We start from the raw sequence: 17859 nt of genomic DNA on the forward strand, positions 1-17859 counted from the left end.
ATTTTGTTTATTTTTTTAGTTTGTTTAATTGATGTACTGCATTACGTGCAGCTTCTCATAATACTTCTGAGAAAGTTGGATGTGGGTGTATAGCAGAAGCTATTTCATAGATAGTTGATTCTAAATCCATAGCTAAAACAACCTCTGAGATTAAGTCTGTTGCTGTTCCACCAATAATGTGACATCCAAGAATTTCACCAAATTCTTTTCCAATAATAAATTTAGCAAAACCTTTTTCTTCGTGTGCTGCTAATGCTTTACCAATGAATGTGAATTGGTGTTTAGCTACTATAAAATCTTTACCTTGCTCTTTTGCTTGTTCTTCAGTTAATCCGACAGTTGCAATTTCTGGATGGGTGTAAACGCAAGCAGGAACGGTTTTTGAAGAGTATTTAACTTCTTTTTTAAGAATGTTAGATACAGCAACAATTGCATGTCTGTAAGCAACATGTGCTAACATTGATTGACCTACAACATCACCGATACCATAAACACCATCAACATTGGTTTTACAGAATTCATCTACTAAAAGTTGCTTACGATCTCCAAGTTTGATTCCGACTTCTTCTAAACCAAGTGATTCTGGAACTCTACCAACAGAAACTAAAACTAATTCTGATTCAATTGATTCTTCCTTACCATTTACAGTATAGAAAATTTTGTTGTTTTCAAATTTTGTTGTATTTGCATTAGCAATAACTGTAACACCTGCTTCTTTTAAATCAGCAGTAACTTGTTTGATAATATCTTTATCAAGCATTGCTAAAACAGTTGGAAGGTTTTGTAAAATAGTTACTTTTGTTCCAGCAGCAGAAAATACTTGGGCAAATTCAACCCCGATTACACCTCCACCAACGATAGTTAATGATTGTGGTTTGTTTTTAAGGTTAATTGCTTCCTTTGAAGTAATTAACTTACCTGATTTATAACCTTCTTCAAATCCAGGAAGTGGTATTTTACGATCAGATGAACCGGTTGCAATGATAATATTTTTCCCACGGTAAACTTTTGAATCAACTTCAACTTCATGGGCTCCAACAAATTTTGCTGTTCCAAGGATAGTTTTAACCTTGTTCATACGCATTAGAGCTTGTACACCATTAGTAAGTTGTTTTACCACACCGGCTTTTCTGGCATGCATTTTTTCTCAGTTTACACTAACATCAATTATTCCATCAATTCCAAAATCGTGTGCATGTTTAATATTTGATAAAACTTCAGTAGTTTTTAATAATGCTTTTGTAGGGATACATCCAACATTTAAGCAGACTCCACCTCAAAATTCTTTTTCGATGATTAAAGTTTTTAATCCAGCACCACCTGCTTCTTCAGCGGCTAAATATCCACCAGGCCCAGAACCAATAACAATTAAGTCAAATTCTTCTTCAACTTTACCTGTATATGCTTTTCCTGTGTTCTTTGCCTCAACTGCAGGTGCAGCAGATGTTGAGGCAGGTGCAACTGGTGCAGGTTTGGTAGCGGTTGCTGGTCTTTTGAATGAAGAAAGGTCAAAAAGTTGATTTGAAACCTTAACTTCACCTACAACTGAAGCTCCCCCACCTTCTTCAGCAGGTTCTTCTTTAGTTGGTGCAGGTGGTGCAGGAGCAGCGACAGGGGCTGCTTCTTCAACATCTCCACTTCCATCATCGATATAATATATTTCTTGGCCAACATGGATAACATCCCCGACAGCCATTAAAACCTTCACAATTTTACCAGTTGCAGGTGAAGGGATATCTGAAGTAACTTTATCGGTTTCAACAGAAAAAAGCGAATCACCTTCTTTTACTTCATCACCTTCTTTTTTGTAAATTTCAGCAACTGTTCCCTCGTGTAATCCTTCTCCTATATCAGCAAATTTAAATTTATGCATACTATAAAACTCCTAAAATTTCTGGTTTTTCAAGTAATTCTTTAACTCTAGCAGCGAATCTACCGGCAGCAGCACCATCAATTCATCTGTGGTCTGCAGCGACGGTAAAGTTCATTACTTTACCAGGTACAATTTGTCCATTTTTAACAACTGGTTTATCGAGAATAGCTCCGACACCAGCGATTGATATTTCAGGCCAGTTAATAACAGGTGTTCCAAATAAAGCACCTACTGAACCATAGTTAGTAATGGTAAATGATCCACCAGACATTTCATTAGGTTTAATTTTTTTATCTCTAGCAGCAAGTGCTAAACGGATAATTTCTTTACCTAAATCCACGATTGTAAGGTTTTGGGCATCTTTTACTACAGGAACCATTAACCCAGCTGCTGTATCAACAGCAATTCCTAAATTAATAGTTGTAGGATAAACGATTTCGTTAGCTGCTTCATCATATTTAGCAGCAAAAATAGGGAATTCTTTTAAAGCAGTAATAATTGCTTTTGCAATGTAAGGTAAGAATGTTAATTTTACCCCAGTAGCTTTTTGCACATCCTCTACGATTGATTTTCTTAAATCTCAAAGACGAGTTACATCGATTTCATTTACTAATGAAAAGTATGCAACAGATGCTTGTGAAGTTTTCATTGCACGAGCAATAGCATTACGGATTGGAGTAATTTTTTCTCTTCTTCCGTCTAAGGTAACTGGTGCAGGTTTGCTCACTACATCAACATGTGCTGCAGGAGCAGCAGAAGTAGCAGCAGGTGCAGCGGTAGCAGGGGCAGCAGGTTTTGCAGCAGGTGCTGCAGCAAATGCACGAACATCTGCTTCAGTAACTCTACCTTGTGGCCCTGTTCCAATTACTAAATTAATATCAATTCCCAATTTGTTCGCTACAGCACGAGCAATAGGAGTTGCGATTTTTCTTTCCATAAATTTCCTTTCTAGTAGTTAATTATAACCTAAAAAGAAACAACCTCTTTAATTTTAGCAACAATTTTATCACTATCAATTGCGTGATATTTTTCTCCACGTGCTAAAGGAACTGTGATGTCGTATCCGGTTAAACGTGCTAAAGGAGCTTGTAAGTATTCAAATGCTCTTTCATTTACTCTAGCAATAATTTCTGCTGAAACTGAAAATGATCTAACGGCTTCATGAACCACAAGTAATCTTCCGGTTTTCTTAACTGAATTTACAATAGTTTCAGTGTCAATTGGTTTAATAGTTCTTAAGTCAATTAATTCTACACTGATTTCTGGATTAGATGCTTGAAGTTTTTTAAGTGCTTCAAGTGATTCGTGAACTTGTGCTCCGTATGTTACAAGAGTTAAGTCGTTTCCTTCAACTAAAACATTTGCTTTTCCAATTGGAACTTCATAAATTTCAGCTGGAATTTCTTGTTTAAATGAACGGTAAATTTTCTTTGGTTCTAAAAATACAACTGGATCTGGGTCATTGATAGCTGCTATCATTAATCCTTTTGTATCATAAGGAGTTGATGGCATAACAACTTTTAATCCAGGAATGTGTGAATAAAGTGCTTCAATCGCTTCTGAGTGATGTTCGAGAGCTCTAACTCCACCTGCCATAGGCATTCTTAATACCATTGGAACTGTTACTCTTCCACGAGTTCTGTTTCTATATCTAGCTGCATGCACAAAAAGTTGTTGAAATGCAGGGAAAGAGAATCCTTGGAATTGAATTTCAACAATAGGTTTTAGTCCATAAATAGCTGCTCCAACTCCAACACCACACATTGATGCTTCAGCAATAGGTGAATCTCAAGCTCTGGTAAGCCCGTATTTCTTTTGTAATCCTTCGGTTGCTCTGAAAACTCCACCTTCATACCCTGCATCTTGTCCTCAAAGAACAACGGTTGGATCTTTTTCCATCATTAAATCAATAGCATTAGTTAAAGCACCAATGTTATTTAATGTAACTGTTTTATCCATTATTTACTCTCCTTTAAGTTTGCATAGTAAGCCAAAGCTTCTTGTTTTTGTTCTTCTAATTCAGGTGTAAGTGTGTGATAGGTGTAGTCAAATACTTCATTGATGTCTACATCTAATTCTTCTAATGATTCGTTGTATGCTTTCTTAACTTCTTCCATTGCAGATTCTCACATTTGATCTCTTTCTGCTTCGGTTAAGTATTTTTTATCGTATAGATATTTTTCAATACGGTGCATAGGTTCTCATTTTTCGTGTTCTTTTTCTTCTTCAACAGTACGATATACTCTAGGGTTATCTGATGTTGTATGTGGTCCTTGTCTTCAAGTAATGAATTCGACTAAAACAGGTCCATTTCCTTCGCGAGCAAATTCAACTGCTTCTTTCATTACTACATAAGAAGCTAACAAGTCATTTCCGTCAACACGAACTCCTGGCATTCCAGCAGCAGCAGCCTTAGCAGCAACTGTTTCAGAACCAGTTTCAAATTTTTCAGGTGTTGAAATACTTCATTGATTATTGTTTACACAGAAAACTGATGGTCATTTTCAAATTGAAGAAATATTAATTGCTTCATAGAATTCACCTTCAGCTGTTCCCCCGTTTCCAACGAAAGAAACTGATACAGTTTTTTTACCTAGTTGTTTTGCTGCATAAGCAATTCCTGCAGCATGTGAACATTGTGTTGCGATAGGAACATTAACAGGAAGTAAATTAATCCCTTCTGGAACTACACTTCCACGTTCATTTCCATTTCAGTATAATAATTGATTTTTAATAGGCATTCCCATATAAAGCATAGTTGCATTTGAACGGAATGCTGGAACAAATCAGTCGTCTTTGGTTAACACCATAGCAGACGCTACTTGTAATGCTTCTTCACCAAAGTTAGGTGCAAAAGTAAGCATTCTCCCTTGTCTTTGAAGTTGTGTCATATATTCATCTTGTCTTCTTGAAAGAACCATAAATCTATATGCTTTTAACAATTCTTCTTTTGATAATTTAGGGTCGTGTTTTTTACCTTCGGCTGTTAAATTTCCATCAATGTCTAAGAAACGAACAATTTCTTCTTTTTTAGACATTACTAATCCAGGTTTTACAAATTTAAAAGTCATAACATCCTTTCTGATTTAATGTTTGATTTAAAGGAAAATTTCCTTATTTTTTGTTGTAATTTAGATTTAAAGCATTTAAAATGGTTTGGATTACAAAGTTAAATGGTTTGTTAAAGTGTGGCAAGAAGTAAAAGTCCATTAATGCAATTTGTGGTAAGGTTAATCTTTCTTGAATTGCTAATGATAGCATATAAATTACCTCGGTGTGGTTTGCTTCTTTACCTACTGAACCAATTTGTGCTCCTAAAAGTCTAAGTGTGTTTTTGTCATATGTAATTTTCATTCATACTTTATAGTGTTTACGCATAAATTCAGGACGATCATTGTCTTCAAAGTATTCTACAGCATAAGAATCTTTGAATTTTGGATGTCTAGATGCTGCTACTTCTGAAAGTCCTGTTGATGAATAGTTGAAATCGAACACACTAATAGCGTTGGTTCCTGAGTATCCAGGGAATGGAATAGTTTCGTTTCCTGCTAAGTGGAAAGCAGCAACAATACCAGTTTTAACAGCATTTGTTGCTAAAGCGATGTTTACATATTCATCTGAAACATTGCTAATCATTGAAGCTGCATCACCGATAGCATAAACATCTTGATCTGATAATGATCTTTGGAATTTGTCAACTTTAATAGCACCATTAGGTAGTTTGTCAACACCTTGAATTAATTCGGTTTTTGGTCTAAATCCGATAGCCAAGATTACTAAATCAGCTTCGTATGTTCCTTTGTCTGTAACAACAGCAGAAACACATTTTCCGTCTTTAGTTGTAAATCTTTGAACTTTTTCATTAAGTTGTAATTGAATTCCGTTTTTTACCATAGTTGCTTCAACTTTGTCAGTAAATTCTTTGTCAAAGTAGTTAGGTATAATACGGTCTTGCATATCAATTAAGGTAACATGTTTTCCATATTTATGGAATGCTTCGACAATTTCTACACCAATGTATCCAGCACCAATAACAACAACATTTCTAACATCTTTTGATTCTGCCTTAGCCTTAATTTCTTTTGCATGTGCAAAGATTTTAGAAACTAAAATGTTGTCTAAGTGAATGTTTTCAAAAGGTGGAATAATTGGTCAAGTTCCTCCAGCATATACAAGTTTGTCATAGTAGTCTTTAAAAACTTGTCCAGTTCTTAAGTCTTTAACTACAACATATTTTTCTTCACGATTTACTTCTATAACATCATGAGCATCTTTGATGTCTACTCCAAGTGATTTAAGTTGTTCAATACTTGAGTAGAATAATCCATCTGGATTAGAAAATTCCCCTCCAACTCATAGAGCAATACCACATCCTAAAAAAGAAATGTCAGTATTTTTATCATATGCCACTAAATGTGAGTCTGGAGCAATTTTCTTCATTGTTCTTAAAAATGAAGTCCCAGCATGGTTTGCTCCTATTGATATAATTTTCATTAAATAACCTCCGTTTTATTTAATATGAATAATTATAAAACTTTTTTCATTCTTTATACAGAATAACAAAAGCATTCATATTATTTATAAGATTGTAATGCAGTAATTAAAACTGTATTATAAACATCTTCTGTGGTTGATCCTCTTGATAGATCGTTTACAGGTTCAGCAATCCCTGTAATAACCGGTCCGATTGCACCGAATCCCCCAAAACGTTGTGCAATCTTATATCCGATGTTACCTGCATCTAAATTAGGGAACACAAAAACATTTGTAACTCCTGTATATGCAGGTTTTTTGTATTTTGCTTGTCTTACTTTTTCATCAAATGCTGCATCAAATTGGATTTCTCCTATTGCCTTAGTATCTGCAAGTTCATTAAATTTTGCTGTTGCTTCAGCAGATAATTTTGATTCATCACTAACTGCTGAACCATCTGTTGAAAAAGACAAGAAAGCTACTTTTGGATCAAAACCAAGGCTTTTAGCAAATTCGGTGGCATTTAATCCGATTTCTGTTAATTGATCTGCATTAGGTTTGATGTTGACTGAAATATCTGAAAATAGGTATTTTTGTTCATCTTTATGCATAATCATAGCAGAAGAAATAGTTTTGATGTTTTTCTTAGGTCCGATTACTTTAAAAGCAGCACGTAAAATATCAGCTGTTGTGTAATTTAATCCACCGACAACCCCATCAACTTCTTTGTTTTTAAGCATCATCATTGCGTAAAAAGGTGCTTGTTCAAGATTTTTAACTGATGCTTCTAAAGTTTCCTTTCCTTTTCTTAATTCAAAATATTGCTTTGCATATTCTGATTTTTTCTCATCTGAGATAACTTCCTGCTTGATATTAGGTGTAAGTGAGCAGTTATGTTGTGAAACTAATAACACAATATTTACTAAATCACTTTCAGCAACTTTAGTTGCTGCTTGAATTGATCTTTGATCTTCACCATCAATAAGCAAAATAGTCTTCTTACTCTTTAATTGAGTATTTTTTTGATAAATTGTATTTTCTAATTGTTTTTGGAAATTCATCCTTCTCCTTAAATATTAAATACGATTATATTATAATATATTCTAAATAAAAATCCTTAATATAGCAGTATTTTTGCAAAATCTGCTTTAAATATGAAAATGTATGCAATAAATTTGCTCAATTTGTCATTAAAAGTTTATTTTATAATCAAAAATACAGCTTTTTATTAACTTTTTCATTTGTATTTATATAGTGATATAATTAAAAAATGAAGAAGCAATTTCAAACAGTAACAAGCAAAGAATTAAATTTATCTTTCGATTTTGAGATTCTAAATCATCAAAATCGAATTTTGGATATAAAAATTAATGGACTACTTCGTGAGTTAAAATATTCTGTTGAATATTTTGACTGATTCATCGAAGATTTATTATTTTTGCTTGATAAAAATCGATACCAAAAACGCTGAGATTATGGACAAATCAATATTTTTGGTGTTACAAATTTAAATCTTAAGGAAAATGAAACAAAATTTGTTAAACTTTTTAAAAGTATAACAAATTTTGATTTAGTAAATAAGGAGTAAAAAAATGAAAATATATGTATGTAAGGAAACTACACCATTTTACACACTTCCTCTTGAAGAAATAATGGCTAAAGATGAAGATAATCATGAAGATATTATTTATCTTTATCAACATGCTAATGATGTGATTATTGGACGTAATCAAAATGCATATAAGGAAGTTAAATTCGATGTTTTAGAGCGTGATAAAATAGGTTTATATCGTCGTTTATCAGGTGGTGGAGCTGTTTATCATGACCTTGGTAATTTAAATTTCTCATTTATTACTAATGATAAAACAGAGCATAGTTATCAAAAGTTTTTAGAACCGGTTCTTAATTTCTTAAAATCACTTGGTTTAGATGCACAATTTAAAGGAAGAAATGATTTAGTTGTAAATGGTGCAAAATTTTCAGGTAATGCACAATTTATTTATAAAAATAAAATTGTACATCACGGAACTATATTATTTAATGTTGATTTAACAAGACTTTCAACTGTTTTAAATCCAAGTAAATTAAAAATGGAATCAAAAGGAATAAATAGTGCAAGACAAAGAGTGACAAACATTTTAGATGAATTACCAGTAAAAATGAGTATTGAAGAATTTAAAAATAAATTCATTGAATATTTGATGCATAAATATGATGCAAAATTGCTTGATATACCTGAAAAATATACTACCTTAGTTCCACAATTGCGCAAAATTAGATCATCAAATGAGTGAGTTTTAGGTAAGAATCCGGAATTTTCCTTTTATAGCGAAAAGAAAACAGATGGTGGAATTTTACAAATAAGTGCTAATGTAAAAGAAAACAAGATAGTTGAAATTAAATTTGAAGGTGATTTTCTTACCTTACTTGGAACCGAAAGCATCGAAAGTGCATTAGTTGGACTTGATTTTGAGAAAAATAAAATATTAGAATTTTTAAAATCAGTACCTAATTTAGATAACTATTTTGGAAGCATTAGTCCACAAGAAATAGTTGATATAATGTTTGGTGAATAATGGAAAGTAAATATATAGAGATTTTAAACGAAAGAATACATTATATAGAAGAAAACACCGGTAAACCAAAAGTTTTATTTTTACACGGATTTAATTCCTCTGCTGCTTTTGCAAACCAAGTTTACTTACAGAAAAATCGTAATTATGATGTAGTTGCTATCGATTTTCCCGGTTGTGGTTTCAGTAGTGCTAAAGAAGCAATATCAATTGAGTTATATCAGCAGGTTGCATTGGAATTTGTAAAGCAATATAATTATGATTTTAAACTTGTTATTGGACATTCGCTTGGTGGAGCGAGTGCTTTATATTTATTAAATAATAATTTAGTTAAAAAAGCACTACTAGCAGCACCGATAAATTATGAAATTTTGGATAATAAATTAGGTGAAAGTGTTGAAGCAGCAATCAAAAGAATGAAAAGTTGACTCATACCTGAAAATTATGATTCAGCTTATGAAAGTTCAGATAATTTGATTTATAATGATAAACTGGATTACCGTAAAAACTTATCAAAAGTTGCTACGATGTTTTTGAAATTAATGGATAGAAAGCGACCTATGTTTTTAAATATGGTTACATCACAGATTTTAAATCCCAATTACCTAAAAACAAGCATTAAAAGTTTATATCAAGCAAATAATGACTATGAATTTATTACTGGTATTAATGATAAATTTGTTCCTTACTTTACTATAAAAAATATTGCAAATAAGATGCAAAAAAATGTAACACTTTTGCAAAATTGTGGACATGCCTTATTTTTTGAGCAACCTGAAGCAATAAATAAAAAAATTAATCAACTTGTTGAGTATTTATATATAAAAGGTTAATAACCTTTTATTTTCTTATTCTGGAGTCTTATGTTATATATTGATTTTGGTAATACATTAATTAAAATTGGTTATTTTTTGAATTCAAACTTAATAATTGAAAAATTAGAGGTGAAATTATTAAGTTTTGATTCATTGAAAGAAAAAATTGTTCAAATAAAAAACAAAATAAATATTAAAAGTATTATTATTTCTTCTGTTAAACCAGAAAAAAATATCATTTTATCGCAAGTATTTGATTTTTTAAAAATAAAATATAAATTTATTTCATATTTGGATTTCAATGAAAATGATTTAACATTCAATAAAAAAATAGCAAAAGAAGAAGTGGGAAATGATATATTACTGGCTGCATATTATATTGGGCATAAATATGAAAGTGGTTATGTAGTTTCATTAGGGACAGCATTAGTTTTAAGTAAAACTGAAAATAAAAAAATAATCGGTGTTAGCATAATGCCGGGGATAAAAAAAGGGTTAAATGCTCTTTTTGATAATACTTCATTAGTTAAACAAATCAAATTAAATAAAGATATAAAAAATATCGGTTATAATACTTCTGATGCAGTTTCATCAGGAGTTCAATTTAGAATTTTATCTTTGATTATGTATTTAAATTCTATAAATAAGCAAAATTATAAAATAATTTTCACCGGAGGAGATTTAAGTTACTTTAATAAAGAAATTTTTAATAATATTGAAGAGGAAATTGTTGTAAAATCTTTAATTTTATTTACTAATAATAAACTCAAAGAAAGTATATAAGAAAGGAAAATATGAAGAGAAAATTATCTCTATTAACATTTGTTTCATTGCTAACATCTGCACTTGCAATTTCATGTGGGACAACTAACCAACAAAAGCAACCACAAAAATATAAAATACTTGTTTCTGGTGTTGAAAATAAAGCAAATAAGTATATTTTAACATTAAAAGCATATGAAATTCCAATTTCGTCAGATATAACAACTGATAAAATACAAATACAAATAAGTGGTTTAACTGAAAAATTGACAGCAATAAGTTTTGATAAAAATTCAAGGGAAATTAAATTTAATGTAACTAATTTAGACTTTGATAAAGATTATAAGATTGAAAAATTAATTGTAAATATCAATCAAATAAGTACTAATTTGGTTTTTAAAAAACAAAGACCAAAACAAGAACCGAACCCAATTCCACAACCATCAAAACCAGATAAACCAAAAGAACCCGTGACCCCCCCACCTTTACCATCGGATTTTCATATTCCTACACAAGACTATAGTAAAAATAATCAATATCCAGATTTTGTTAAGCAATATAAGGTAGTAGATAGAAAACAGTTATATAATGAAATTTTTGATCGCAGTTTTGCTATAAAATTCGGTGTTGGTAATAAGACAGGTGATCACAGTAATGATTTTCGTTCAACAGATAGCGGGACAGCATGATTACTTGATTATCATAAACAAGACGATAATAAATATAAACTTTTCTTTGCAACTAATTTACATGTTGCAGCTGATTTATCAAATACATTAGATGAAAATGTTGCTAAAAAACTTAATTATATTGATCCAAGAAATATTAAAGCTCATTCAATCTCAATAGGTAAAGCAGCAAAAAAAACTGATTTTACAATCAAAGAAAATAACTATAATTATCAAGCAGATAGCGCAAATACTGTTAAATGATTCGCATCAGCAGATGAATTTTTGGATGCAAATAAGTCTGATTCAGCCGCATCAGAAACTACAAAAGCAGTAGGTATATCATCTCCAAAGTTAATTTTTGCAGGTTTTGATTTTATTGATCACAAATATATTCAACCATTTCAAGATAATTTAAAGAAATTAGCACAAGAACGACTAAAAAATTATACTACTGATGCTGATCCCGATGATGAAAGCGATGAAGGTCATATTTTAAAGCAACAATTAAAAGATGAGAATTTTTATCCATTTTATACAGATTTTGCTGTTTTTGAAATAGATATTGATATGTCTAAGTTAAATACTCAAGCACAGCAAATGTTTAAATTGGCTATAGCAGGTGTTGATTCTTATTTAACTAGACTAAATGCAACAAATCAATTACCTAATCAAGATAAAAAAACTTCTGTATATATGCAAACTGTTGATTATATGAGTGCATTTAATGAAAAATACCAAAACAGTTTAACTAATTCAAAAGAAGTATATATAGGTGGCTATCCACAAGCTGATGCATCAGGAACAGCAGCATGAAGTATTAATAATCCAACTGAAAGAAATTCAACTTCTTTAAAATGAAATTCACGAAGTAAATCAAATGAAAAAACTTTTGCATTACCTACAAATAGCGCAGAAGAAAAGATTAATAGTGGTAATTATACACCTTATACTTCAGCACAAGGAAGATTGCTAGGTAATTATTATGGTTATAATTATTCAATTTGATTTTCATCATTATATTATGGAGCATCTGGTTCGCTTGTGTATAATGAATTTGGACAAATGATAGGTATATATGATGCAGTTGCTTCAGATGTTCAAAAGAATGACTTTTCTAAGGTAGCTGGATTTGCACCGTTCTTTCTATCACATGATTTTGGTAAATTAAAAGCATATAATTTAATCGATGGGAGTAATAAGAAGAAATACCCGGCACAAACAGCTTCGTATCGTCAAAATTTATCAATAATTTATCCGAATGGTTTTGATAATTCACAAATACCGTTTAAGACAGCATTATTTCCAAATGGTTTTAAATAAATAAATCGTTTAGCACTATATAGCAGCGCTAAACGATATTTTTATTAATTTTAGGATATTTATTCACCTTAATATGTTTTGTTTTTGGGATGTTTATAACTAAGGTATATTCACCTTTTATTTTTTCAATATTTTGAAACTTGGTTATTAACACAGAAGGTTTATCGAAAAATCATTGTTCATAAATTTTTGTAAGTTCCTTAGCTAAACATATATTGACATTATCATTAAAAACATCATAAATATCTTTGATGGTTTGAAGTAGTTTATGTGGTGATATAAAGAAAATATATGTTCCTTCAGATAAATTAGTAAGTTGATTCTTTCGCTGCTGACTTTTATCTTTGATAAAACCTAAAAAAGTAAAATTATTAGAAAATCCGGAACCAACAAACGCTGTTGTTACTGCAGAAACACCAGGAATTATTTCAATATCATATCCGTTATTTCTTGCAAGATTAATAATACTAAAACCAGGGTCAGAAACAACAGGCATCCCAGCATCAGAAACCAATCCGACATTTTTTTGTGCTTGCAGAAAGTTTAAAATAATTTTAGCAGTAGCATTTTCGTTAAAAGCATTATTAGTAATCAATGTTTTTTTGGTTATACTAAAATGTTCTAATAGTTTGGTAGTTACTCTGGTATCTTCACAAGCAATTATATCTACTTTATTTAAAGTTTCAACAGCGCGAAACGTTATATCCTTAAGATTACCTATTGGAGTTCCTATTATATATAACTTACTCATATAACCTTCTAAGTTTAATTAATAAAGCAACTTTTTGCATCTCAAAATTACTGTTATAATCTGATAAATTTTTGTTAAATTCAAGCATTAATTTATTAGCAGAATTAACTTGTCGAATATTTTGTGTTTTTCTATTTATTAATCTATATATTTTGTCCAATTCTTTATATTTATAATTTAATAAATTACTGGTTTGAAATAGGTATTTTAATGCATTAAAGAAAAAAATATTTTCTTTTTTTAGATTTTCATTTAAAAAATCTAAAAATAAATTAAGTATATATTTTGAATTATTTTGTAATAGTTGTTCAAAATAAGTTATTAATTGTTTCAAAATTACTATATGCTGCTCATTTTCACTAAAATTTTGGTATCAATTTTCATTATTTGGTTTTTTAAAAAAGGGGATAAGATTAATAATTTGAGATCGTGAAATAATTGTTGGTAAAACCTTATTTATCTTGCTGGTGGTAGCAAAAATTATTGTATTATCATTTGGTTCTTCAATAAATTTTAAAAAACTATTTATTGTAATATGTGTAGTATGATCGATATCTTTAATTATTATAATGGTTTTTTGATTATTATTTTGTTGAAATTGTGCTTGATAAATTACTGCTTGAAGATCATCTTTTTTAATTATATCCTTGCTTCCATCGATTAAATAAATATTATTTGTAAGTTTGCTTAAATCTGTGTCTGGTGCAAATTTAGTATTATTAATGATGTTAATAAGCTGCAATAAAAAAATATTAACATTATCTGAATTAGTTTTAAAAAGGTATAAATGTGACAATTTATTTTTTTTATTTAACTCATCGAATTTAGTTAGTATTTGGTACATTTTTCTTATTAATATAACTTAAAAATTTAGTATTTTGATGGAGTTTGTCAACAACTTCTTTGCATACTACATCAGCATTTTCAGAACCATCAACAATAATAAATCTTGAAGGATTTTCGGAAATAAGTTTTTGATAACCTAAATAAACATCTTGATGGAACTGCATTTTTTCATTATCGAGACGATCTTGAACTAAACGATTTTTATCTCGGCGTTCCTTGCTTTTTTCAGGTGTAATATCAAAGAAAATAGTCAAATCAGGTATTGCATTATCAATAATTAAATTTGTTAGTTGTTTAACAAAATCATATCCTAACTTACGTGCGAACCCTTGATAAGCATAGAAACTATCAATATAGCGATCACAAAGCACTAACTCACCTTTTTCTAATGCAGGTCAAATAACTTTCTCAAGATGAATCCTGCGACTGGTTGAATATAGCATCGCTTCTGCAACAGGGGATAAATCACTATTTTTATCAAGAATAATATCTCTAATCCGTTCTGCTTCAGAGATGTTATGTCCACCTGGTTCGCGTGTTGAAATAAAAGGTAAGTTTGGATATTTTTCTTTGAAATATTGAATAAGTAGGTTTAAAATAGTGGTCTTTCCACTTCCGTCTAATCCTTCGAATGTAATAAACATAAATGTCCTCTATTCATTTTGACGATTTTTTATTGAGAATTTTAAGGTAGTTTCGTCGATATAATCAACTGAAGCACCTAATGGTATTCCAATTGCTATTTGTGAAACATTTAAACCTTTTTCTTTTAATGATTGTTTAAGTATGTTAGTTACAATTTCACCTTTTAAAGTAGGAGAAAGTGCTAAAATAATTTCATCAAAGGTTTGCGCATAGTCTAAAAATTTTTTTATCTCTGTAATGCTTTGATTGTATTGTATTTCATTTTCGATTTTTTTATCAAAAACAAAGTATTTACCGAAGTATATACCTGATTTTTCTATCTTGTTTAAAATAGCGAGACTCTCAATAACTAAAAGAGTGTTTTTGCGATCGAAGTCTGTGCATATTTTGCATTCTTGATTTTCTGTTAATATACTAGTGCAATTTGGACAAAATTTAGTTTTTTCCTTAATTTTTTTAATTTCATTTGCGAGTAAATTAACACTACTTTGATCATTTTCAAAAATCCAGTAGATAAATTTTTCAACTGTTTTTTTACTAAATCCTGGTATTTTACTTAGTTTTTGAGAAAGATTTATTATATCATCTGAATCAAACATAGTAATTAAAAAGGAAGTCCACCTGGCATTTCTTTTGGTGCTATTTTGTCTTGTTCTTCATTGATTTTGTCAACTAAAGCATTAATTGTAACGATTAATAAATCTTCAAGCAGTTCTTTGTCATCTGGATCTATTAAAACTGGATTGATGTCAATACTTTTTATTTGAATATCACCGGTAGCCACAATTTTAATCCCTTGTTTTTCTACCTCAAATTCTTGTTTTGAAAATGCATCTTGTTTGATTTGCATCTCTTTTTGTAATTGTTTTACTCTTTTAATAAAATCTGCATTCATAATTTGCCTTTCTATGATTTTCAAGTTTTTTTATAGATATATTTCGAAGCTTCAATTTGATCTTCGCGATCGTTCGGAATAACATTAATAAGTTTTTCAGGTTGATGTATAGGATTTTTGAGTTTATAATTACCTCTACGATATTCAGTGACAAGTTTTTTAATATTTTCACGATCATTAGAATTTACAAAATATAATCATTTATATCCATCACCATAAACATAATCTATAAACTTCTGAAAATCTACTTTATATTTATTTTTATTTAATAATTCAATCATTTTATCATCATTACACTGAAAAATAATTGCGTTTTTTGTTGCTACTAAAATATCAATTACTCTAAATCATTCAAAAAAACGATTTAAATCTACTCGATTATTAGTAAATTCAGCATCTTGTTTTAGTTTGTTATAAACATCTTTTGTGCTGCGATTGTTACGATCTTGTTGGATTCATAAAACTAAATTCAGCATACTTTCCATTTCGTCTTCACCTTCTCACTGATATTTGATCGGTTGATGATTATGTGGGATATTAATCTCAATTGTATTGTTAAATAATTGTTCTGATGTATCAATATCAGTAAGTATATTACTTTCTAAATCTTCTTTGTTTCCGTTATGTTCGTTAGATGAAAGAATAAATTCATTAGTTTTCAGTAACAATTCTTTTGTATGCTGCATTGTTTCATCTACATCAGTGTAGTTGATATCTGCATTTGTCTTAGGTTCAACTTCAAGATTATTAAACTTGGATTTTAAGAAATCATCACCTGTGAATAATTCATTTAGTTTATTTTCTTCTAAAATAGGTGACTCAGTTACCTGTTCTTTATATGGTTGATTAATAAAATTTATTTCATCATTTTTTTCAGGTATTTTCTTTCCTTGATTTTGAGTGTGATTTGCTTTAATTTTAGGTGAATTATCCAAATCAACTATATTAATAAAACCTGTTTCAATTAGTTTAAAAGGTTCTTCACTTTTTGTTATTTTAGTTAAAATATCATAAATATTCTTTGATATTTTAACTGCTAAATCATTATTTAAAGGAAGTCTATAAAAATCATCTTGATTAATATGATGCAATATTTGCACATCGTAAGTTTTAGAAAAAATAATTCATTCCTTTAAAACTTCTAAAATTGATATTAGAAAATGTTTTGGATCAATTCCATCTTCTTGCATTTGCTGAATCAATTTTAAAAGATTAATTATATCGTTGTTTTTTAAATAAATAATTAAATCAATAATTTTTTGCAAAGACATCAAACCAAAATTGTTTACCACATCTTCTAATAAGATTTTATTATCATTAAATGAACTAGCTTGTTCAGCAAGTGAAAGTGCATCACGCATCCCCCCAGAAGCAAGAGAAGCAAGTGCTTTAAGAGCATTTTCTTCGAATTTAATATCTTCTTTTATCAAAATACTTTTAAGTTGTTTGACGATTTGTTGTTCGCTAATTCGCTTAAAATTAAATCTTTGAACCCTAGATAAAATTGTTAAAGGAATTTTTTGTGGATCAGTAGTTGCAAGGATGAATATCACATGTTTTGGAGGTTCTTCAAGTGTCTTAAGCAAAGCATTAAAGGCACTTTTAGTTAGCATATGCACTTCATCGATAATGTATACCTTAAAGTGCCCATTGATAGGAACCTGTTCAACTTTTTCTTTTAAATCACGAATTTCTTCAACTCCATTGTTTGAAGCAGCATCCATTTCAATAATGTCAAAATTATCATTATAGTTTGATAAACAACTTTCGCAAGCCTGAGTCAAATCGTGTGTATGCATACAATTTAGTACATTAGCAAATATTTTAGCAACTGACGTTTTACCAGTTCCTTTTGGGCCACTAAATAAGTAAGCATGATGTATTTTGTGAGTTTTAAGTATGTTTTTTAATGTCTCAATAATATGTTCTTGACCTATAACATCAGCAAAAGTTTTAGGTCGATATTTTCGATAAAGTGCCTTATGTTCCATTATCCTCCTTTGCTTTTATTTTGTATTTTATAAATTATAAATTAAATTTATTAAGTTTATAAAAAACTATAAAAATAACAAGAAAAAATAATTTATATTGTTTTCATAAATTGCTATAAATCCTTGATAAGCAAGTAAAAAAGTGTAAAAAAACCCGTTTGGGTTAAATTATTGTGCTTGTGGTAATCTTTCTTGTCTTCTTAAATCTCTTGCATGTTCTTTAGAAAGCTTTTTAGCTCTTTTT

General features: G+C 29.8%; 17 protein-coding genes. 5 read left to right on the forward strand and 12 right to left on the reverse strand.

What is annotated here, in order from left to right; genetic code table 4:
* Positions 1 to 7: 7 nt before the first annotated feature.
* The 6 genes from lpdA to ACXYRQ_RS02190 form a co-directional block, all read right to left on the reverse strand.
* Positions 8 to 1873 (reverse strand): dihydrolipoyl dehydrogenase, encoded by a 1866-nt coding sequence (gene lpdA / locus ACXYRQ_RS02165; RefSeq protein ID WP_435130227.1) that lies wholly within the window; start codon positions 1871 to 1873, stop codon positions 8 to 10.
* Position 1874: 1 nt separating this feature from the next.
* Complete coding sequence (locus ACXYRQ_RS02170; protein WP_458614202.1) at positions 1875 to 2810, reverse strand: 2-oxo acid dehydrogenase subunit E2; 936 nt, start codon at positions 2808 to 2810, stop codon at positions 1875 to 1877.
* A 29-nt stretch (positions 2811 to 2839) separates the two neighbouring features.
* A complete protein-coding gene (locus tag ACXYRQ_RS02175; protein ID WP_435130232.1) occupies positions 2840 to 3832 on the reverse strand; it encodes an alpha-ketoacid dehydrogenase subunit beta in 993 nt (330 codons plus the stop codon).
* Positions 3832 to 4944 (reverse strand): pyruvate dehydrogenase (acetyl-transferring) E1 component subunit alpha, encoded by a 1113-nt coding sequence (pdhA, locus tag ACXYRQ_RS02180; RefSeq protein WP_435130234.1) that lies wholly within the window; start codon positions 4942 to 4944, stop codon positions 3832 to 3834. Before pdhA ends, ACXYRQ_RS02175 begins: the two co-directional genes overlap by 1 nt.
* A 43-nt stretch (positions 4945 to 4987) precedes the next feature.
* A complete protein-coding gene (locus ACXYRQ_RS02185) occupies positions 4988 to 6367 on the reverse strand; it encodes an FAD-dependent oxidoreductase (RefSeq protein WP_458614676.1) in 1380 nt (459 codons plus the stop codon).
* 80 nt (positions 6368 to 6447) lie between these two features.
* Positions 6448 to 7407, reverse strand: coding sequence for a phosphate acetyltransferase (locus tag ACXYRQ_RS02190; protein ID WP_458614677.1), 960 nt, complete (start codon positions 7405 to 7407; stop codon positions 6448 to 6450).
* Between the two features lie 209 nt (positions 7408 to 7616).
* Between ACXYRQ_RS02190 and ACXYRQ_RS02195 the strand changes: the two genes are divergently transcribed.
* From ACXYRQ_RS02195 to ACXYRQ_RS02215, 5 genes are read left to right on the forward strand one after another with little or no spacing between them, the layout of a single operon-like run.
* A complete protein-coding gene (locus ACXYRQ_RS02195) occupies positions 7617 to 7934 on the forward strand; it encodes a hypothetical protein (RefSeq protein ID WP_458597253.1) in 318 nt (105 codons plus the stop codon).
* Positions 7935 to 7938: 4 nt separating this feature from the next.
* The gene (locus ACXYRQ_RS02200; RefSeq protein ID WP_435130245.1) at positions 7939 to 8922 is read left to right on the forward strand and encodes a lipoate--protein ligase; all 984 of its coding nucleotides are present in this window, start codon (positions 7939 to 7941) and stop codon (positions 8920 to 8922) included.
* Positions 8922 to 9752 carry an alpha/beta fold hydrolase gene (locus tag ACXYRQ_RS02205; RefSeq protein ID WP_458614678.1) on the forward strand — a complete coding sequence of 277 codons (831 nt, stop codon included), beginning with the start codon at positions 8922 to 8924 and terminating at the stop codon, positions 9750 to 9752. The genes ACXYRQ_RS02200 and ACXYRQ_RS02205 overlap by 1 nt, the downstream gene beginning before the upstream one ends.
* Before the next feature lie 30 nt (positions 9753 to 9782).
* Positions 9783 to 10517 carry a type III pantothenate kinase gene (locus ACXYRQ_RS02210; protein ID WP_458614679.1) on the forward strand — a complete coding sequence of 245 codons (735 nt, stop codon included), beginning with the start codon at positions 9783 to 9785 and terminating at the stop codon, positions 10515 to 10517.
* A gap of 11 nt (positions 10518 to 10528) precedes the next feature.
* Positions 10529 to 12487 carry an MIP family Ig-specific serine endopeptidase gene (locus ACXYRQ_RS02215; RefSeq protein ID WP_458614680.1) on the forward strand — a complete coding sequence of 653 codons (1959 nt, stop codon included), beginning with the start codon at positions 10529 to 10531 and terminating at the stop codon, positions 12485 to 12487.
* Between the two features lie 28 nt (positions 12488 to 12515).
* Here ACXYRQ_RS02215 and rsmI read toward each other — a convergent pair whose 3' ends face one another.
* From rsmI to dnaX, 6 genes are read right to left on the reverse strand one after another with little or no spacing between them, the layout of a single operon-like run.
* Positions 12516 to 13238: a 16S rRNA (cytidine(1402)-2'-O)-methyltransferase gene (rsmI, locus tag ACXYRQ_RS02220; protein WP_458607579.1), complete on the reverse strand. Its 723-nt coding sequence runs from the start codon at positions 13236 to 13238 to the stop codon at positions 12516 to 12518.
* On the reverse strand, positions 13231 to 14082 hold the full coding sequence (locus ACXYRQ_RS02225; protein ID WP_458614681.1) for a hypothetical protein: 852 nt from the start codon (positions 14080 to 14082) through the stop codon (positions 13231 to 13233). Before ACXYRQ_RS02225 ends, rsmI begins: the two co-directional genes overlap by 8 nt.
* Entirely contained in the window at positions 14063 to 14728 is a 666-nt protein-coding gene (gene tmk / locus ACXYRQ_RS02230; protein WP_458614682.1) for a dTMP kinase, read from the reverse strand. Before tmk ends, ACXYRQ_RS02225 begins: the two co-directional genes overlap by 20 nt.
* A 9-nt stretch (positions 14729 to 14737) precedes the next feature.
* Entirely contained in the window at positions 14738 to 15328 is a 591-nt protein-coding gene (locus tag ACXYRQ_RS02235) for a toprim domain-containing protein (RefSeq protein ID WP_458597260.1), read from the reverse strand.
* Positions 15329 to 15333: 5 nt separating this feature from the next.
* Positions 15334 to 15624 carry a YbaB/EbfC family nucleoid-associated protein gene (locus ACXYRQ_RS02240; RefSeq protein ID WP_458614684.1) on the reverse strand — a complete coding sequence of 97 codons (291 nt, stop codon included), beginning with the start codon at positions 15622 to 15624 and terminating at the stop codon, positions 15334 to 15336.
* A gap of 11 nt (positions 15625 to 15635) precedes the next feature.
* Positions 15636 to 17615 (reverse strand): DNA polymerase III subunit gamma/tau, encoded by a 1980-nt coding sequence (dnaX, locus tag ACXYRQ_RS02245; RefSeq protein WP_458614685.1) that lies wholly within the window; start codon positions 17613 to 17615, stop codon positions 15636 to 15638.
* Between the last annotated feature and the right edge of the window lie 244 nt (positions 17616 to 17859).

It is taken from the genome of Mycoplasma sp. 394, from assembly GCF_054353895.1.